Source organism: Ornithinimicrobium sp. (genome assembly GCF_051004135.1).
Lineage (GTDB): Bacteria > Actinomycetota > Actinomycetes > Actinomycetales > Dermatophilaceae > Ornithinicoccus.
In genome coordinates this window covers 1-4,444 of record NZ_JBPCKQ010000087.1, presented here as the reverse complement: position 1 = coordinate 4,444, position 4,444 = coordinate 1, and the positions used below count along the sequence as shown (strand labels likewise).

5 protein-coding genes are annotated in these 4,444 nt (G+C 69.1%); 3 read left to right on the top strand and 2 right to left on the bottom strand.

Annotation, left to right across the window (positions count from 1 at the left end):
* Both ACR2FV_RS05005 and ACR2FV_RS05000 read right to left on the bottom strand, forming a co-directional pair.
* Positions 1-1,816: phospholipase D family protein (locus ACR2FV_RS05005; protein ID WP_434014602.1), on the bottom strand; the 1,816-nt coding region annotated here is incomplete at its 3' end.
* Positions 1,809-2,483: a DUF6361 family protein gene (locus ACR2FV_RS05000; protein WP_434014601.1), complete on the bottom strand. Its 675-nt coding sequence runs from the start codon at positions 2,481-2,483 to the stop codon at positions 1,809-1,811. The genes ACR2FV_RS05000 and ACR2FV_RS05005, both read right to left, overlap by 8 nt.
* Positions 2,484-3,494: 1,011 nt before the next feature.
* On the opposite strand from ACR2FV_RS05000, the gene ACR2FV_RS04995 reads away from it, so the two are divergent.
* The 3 genes from ACR2FV_RS04995 to ACR2FV_RS04985 are packed head-to-tail and all read left to right on the top strand — an operon-like array spanning position 3,495 to position 4,321.
* Positions 3,495-3,668: a hypothetical protein gene (locus ACR2FV_RS04995; RefSeq protein WP_434014600.1), complete on the top strand. Its 174-nt coding sequence runs from the start codon at positions 3,495-3,497 to the stop codon at positions 3,666-3,668.
* Positions 3,669-3,716: 48 nt separating this feature from the next.
* Positions 3,717-3,938, top strand: a complete 222-nt coding sequence (locus ACR2FV_RS04990) for a hypothetical protein (protein WP_434014599.1) — start codon at positions 3,717-3,719, stop codon at positions 3,936-3,938.
* A complete protein-coding gene (locus tag ACR2FV_RS04985) occupies positions 3,935-4,321 on the top strand; it encodes a type II toxin-antitoxin system VapC family toxin (RefSeq protein WP_434014598.1) in 387 nt (128 codons plus the stop codon). Before ACR2FV_RS04990 ends, ACR2FV_RS04985 begins: the two co-directional genes overlap by 4 nt.
* Positions 4,322-4,444 lie beyond the last annotated feature (123 nt).

Below are 4,444 nucleotides of genomic sequence, written 5' to 3'. Positions count from 1 at the left end.
TCTCCTTCCCGGCCGTTGCCGCCCAGACCGCTGCCCACACGCCCAAGAAGTCCTCAGAGACCACGCTCGGGCGACCGTCCTCGTCCTTCAGGTCCTCCAGCAGTGAGTGCACTCGGGTCAGTGACTCATCACCGCGGGCAGCCGCCCGCAGCAGCGTCTCAAGCATCGCCAGGTCGTCGAAGGTCGGTCTGCTGGGCCCAGCGTCCCCGTGGGGTTCGCGCTGACCATCCAGCCCCAGATTCCATGCGTCGGCACCGCTCTCGTCGAGCAGGAAGGACAGGTAGCGCAGCACGCTGTCCTCGGAGTCCAGCAGGCTGCGCAGCATCCGCGCGGCCCGGTCCTCCGGAGCGCCGATCATGTCCGCCTTGAGCACGCAGTCCAGGCGCAGCTCGTCCCCGCCCTCGAGGGTGACCGTCGTGCGGATGGCCACGAACGGGGTGAGGTCCGCCAGCGTGACGTCACGCCATACCGGCTCGCCTTCGATGGGCTGCGCGTGCTGCTCCCCGGCCCGGCTGAGCAACCGGGCCGTGGTGCGTCCCGGGTCCTCCGGCAGCGTGCCGGAGAAGGCGAGCTGCACGTCATACCGCGTCCCGTCCTCGGCTGTGGTGACGTGCAGGGCAGGGCGGGCCGTCGCGAGGGCCGAGTGGTATGCCGTCACCGCCACCTCGGCGGCGCGGGTCGGGTCGACCTGGGGCTCGGGGTCCGCGATGGTATGCGGCACCAGCACCCGGGCCAGGCTGACCTCGCCTTTGGGTGGCTCGGTGGGGAGGCAGGCGTCCACCCCACAGCTGCGCCGCGGACCGTGCAGCAGCACGCCGAACTCGACGTTGCCGGTGAACGCGGCGGTGGTGGCGTTGGCCGAGCCGGTCAGGCAACAGCCGCTGCGGTCGTAGTCCCACACGAAGGTCTTGGCGTGCAGCCCGCTGCGCACCGACCAGGGCGTGCCGTGATCGGGTTGTTCCTGCTCGATCTCGGTCTCCGCGAGGGGATCCAGGACCCGTACGTCCGCCCCGGTGAAGGCGGCGGCGCCGAGCTCGGCATACGTCTCCTGCCGCGACACGAAGACGCGGCGCCCGGACGGTTTGAGCCGCTCGACCGTGGTGCGGTCGAGGAACGGGGAGATCGCGACTGCGTTCCGTGCCCCGGGGGGCACGGGCCACCCGTGACCGGTGCCGACGCCGAGCGGGTGCAGCTCGCCGCGAGTGAACGGCTCGGGCACGGTGAAGCCCGCGCCGGCGACGCTGTCGGCCAGGTCGGCGAGCTGATCGGCACGCTCCGGGGCGAGGGGCCGGACCGCCCGGTCGGGCAGCGCCCGCAGGAACTCACCGGCCGGTGCCCCGTCGATGGGTGCGCCGTCGGCCTGCTCCAGCTGCACGATCGTGTCCCACGAGGTGTCCGCGGTCAGGTTGCGGCTCAGGCACAGCAGCCGGTGGCGCTGCTGCGTGCCGTCGGTGAAACGCAGCACCCACATCTTGGGGTGGAAGATGTGGCCTTCGGCGCGGGGGAGCGCCTCGACGACGGAGTCCTCGGCGAAGGCGAGGATCCGGCGGTACTGCCCGGGCACGTGGATCGCCCCGGCGTGGCAGAACACCGTCATCCGGTCAGCGAAGCGGCGCACCGCCTCCAGCAGCGCGATGCTGTCGCCGGGGTCGTCGCCGTCGCTGGTCTCGCGGTCGTGTGCCGCCATGGCCAGCGGCGGCAGCAGCAGCGAGGTCAGGCCCAGCGTGTAGGTCGTGCCTACCGCGACGTCCACGGAGTAGCCGGTCGGCGGGCGTAGCCCGTCGGTGAACAGGTGGCGCGTGGTCGGCTCAAGCATCGCCCAGACCCTGTCCATCGCGGATGTCGTTGACCAGCGTCCGCGCGTTGGGCCACCGGTAGCTCAGGCCGCCGACCCCGGAGCCGCCCTCCCACCGGTCGAGCGCATCGGCGTCGACGAAACGGGACCGGGCCTTCTTGAGCCGGCGCTCCCGGCCCTCGACCAGTTGGGCGGCCTCGGCCGTTCGCCAGGCGAGGCTCGGGTCGGTCCGGACCATGTCGACCCACTGGTTCACGAAGTCGCGCGTCCCGGCGTTGATGCTGCGGCGCTGCTCCAGCACGCACATCCAGAAGTCCCCTTGATCCCATTCCGCTACGGCCGCATCCAGACCCTCCGAGGTCGACCACTCCTCGAGCTGCCCTTCGTACCTCTCGATCCCGCCTGCCCACTCCGCCTTCCGGGCGAGCAACAGGTTGTAGAGCAGGGGTGCGCCCTCGTAGAGGTGGTGCAGTCTGCGGGCGTGGGCGAGCACCCGGGCGGGGCCGTCGTCGAGACCGGCGGTGAGGGACTCGTCCCACGCGTATGCCGTGTCGCCGGGTGTGCGGTGCCGCACCAGCCACGCCAGGTAGCTGCCCTGGCAGGTCGCCTGGATCCGCTCGCTGAGGAAGTCGGCCTCGTCGACGGTCAGATCGAAGTCGGCCTCCTCGAAGAGCCTGCTTACCGGCATTCGTGAAGCCCTCGTCGCCGGAACCGCGATCACCGTTCACAACAAGACCCGCGATGAGGACTATGTGGCGCGACATGGCCTCTCGACACGACAGGTCGACGTGGCCCTCGCCGGCGGACTCATCCCCTGGCTCCGCGAACGACAAACACGCGAAACCGGCGCACGGGACTGAACCACGCCCGCCAGGACGCCGGTCCCTCTGGCCATGTTCGCGTCAAAGTCACTTGAACTGAACTACCGCCGCTTCGAGCCGAGCCGTGGCACGCGCGGAACAGTGGCTGCGGCGCCAGCGGCCGGCGGTTCGATCACTTCCTGCGTGTCTGGCACATCGAGGCTGCCGGTGCGCACGAGGAGTTCGGGGGTTGGGTCGGTGCCGCGTATGATGACCGCGAGTGCGACCGCCCCAACTCGGTCAGACAAGCGCGGGCTCAACGAGCAACTGGGTCCTCCCGGCGTCGAGACCCACCTGATCGACCCGGCTGACGCATTGCGCAACAGGCCTGTCCCGATCCCAGTTCAGATCCGCGGTGGCATGCGGCGCACCGCCGGCGACGTGGTCGACGCCACTGGTCGGGCCGCGGACCTGACGATCGTGGCCCACCCGCCCTCACCCGCTTCCACCGATTCCAGGAGGAGCGCCGGTCGCAGACCCGAACTCCCGAGATCCTCGCCCCGTGCAGTGTCACCTCCAGGGCCCGACAGGTGAACAAGGAGGTTGCTCGCGCACAGCCTCACCGGACTATCGGCCCGGGTCGGCGATAGGCGTGACCGCGGTCGCCCCCTGGTCAGTAGACGGCCATGGTGGAGATGGGGTGTCGGCCCTGAGTGTCGCCACCTCAGCAGATCTGGCCGGTCTGCTCGGCGTGGTGGCCCTCACCGCAAGGAGCACTGGGTACTCGCCGAGCCGATGAGATGCTCGCCGAAGGATTCGGCATCCCCCCGTCGTATCCTGAGGACATGGTCAATCCCGCTCTTGAGACAGCCATCGAGGCCATGAGCCTCGATTAGCGGTTGGAGCTGGTCGAGTACATCGAGACCACCATCGAGTCTTCGCCGATCGAGGTCACCGAGGAGCAGAAGGCGATCGACCGGTCCCGTGCCGTGGAGCTGCAGGCGGACCCGTCTATCGGGCTGACCCGGGACGAGTTTGTGACACGTCTCGAGGCGCGACGGCGTGATCGCTGAACGGCGGGGTGCCGCTCAATGTCGGCCGGCCCGCCTACAATCGACCATGTGACCGCCAGCCGTGACGAGCTGATCCACCTGATCGAGGGACTGCCCGACGACCGGGTTGACGCGCTGCTCGCGGACGCCCGTCGGCTGACCGCGCACAGGCCGAGGGGATCGTGGCCGCCTGCGTTCTTCGGTGCGGGTGTCTCCAAGGACGGGAGCACCGACATCGCCCGGAACATCGACAAGTACCTCGCTGAAGGCTTTGGTCGCCCTCGCTCGTGATCCTCTGCGACTCAGGTCCGCTCATCGCCGCCGCGGCCTCCAACGATGCCGATCACTACTCCTGTGCGGAGATGTTCAGCGGACTCCGGCTTGCTGAACGCCGACTCTTGATCCCGCAGACAGTCGTCGCCGAGGTCGGCTACATGCTGGCTGCGTGGGTCAACACGGAGGTCGAGGCGAAGTTCCTCGAATCCGTCGCCGCTGTCGACTTCGAGCTCGTCGACTTGGTGCCCGACGACTTCGTGCGAATGGCTGAGTTGGTGCGTCAGTACGACGGTCTGCCGCTCGGCACCACCGACGCCTCCGTGATCGCGCTCGCGGAACGCCTCGGAGTCGATGAAATCGCCACACTCGATCATCGGCACTTCCGCGTCGTACGGTAACTACTCAGGTGTTCGGCGTGGCGGGTTGATACTGGTGTGACTGGTGGGACAGTTGTTAGGTGTCCGATGATCCGCTGCCGCCGATTCCGGCTGAGCCGACGGTGGAGCAGCTGCGGGTGGCTG

Bases quoted from the DNA above. Each gene is read 5' to 3' on its own strand.
- ACR2FV_RS05000 (WP_434014601.1), bottom strand. From the start codon at position 2,483: ATGCCGGTAAGCAGGCTCTTCGAGGAGGCCGACTTCGATCTGACCGTC.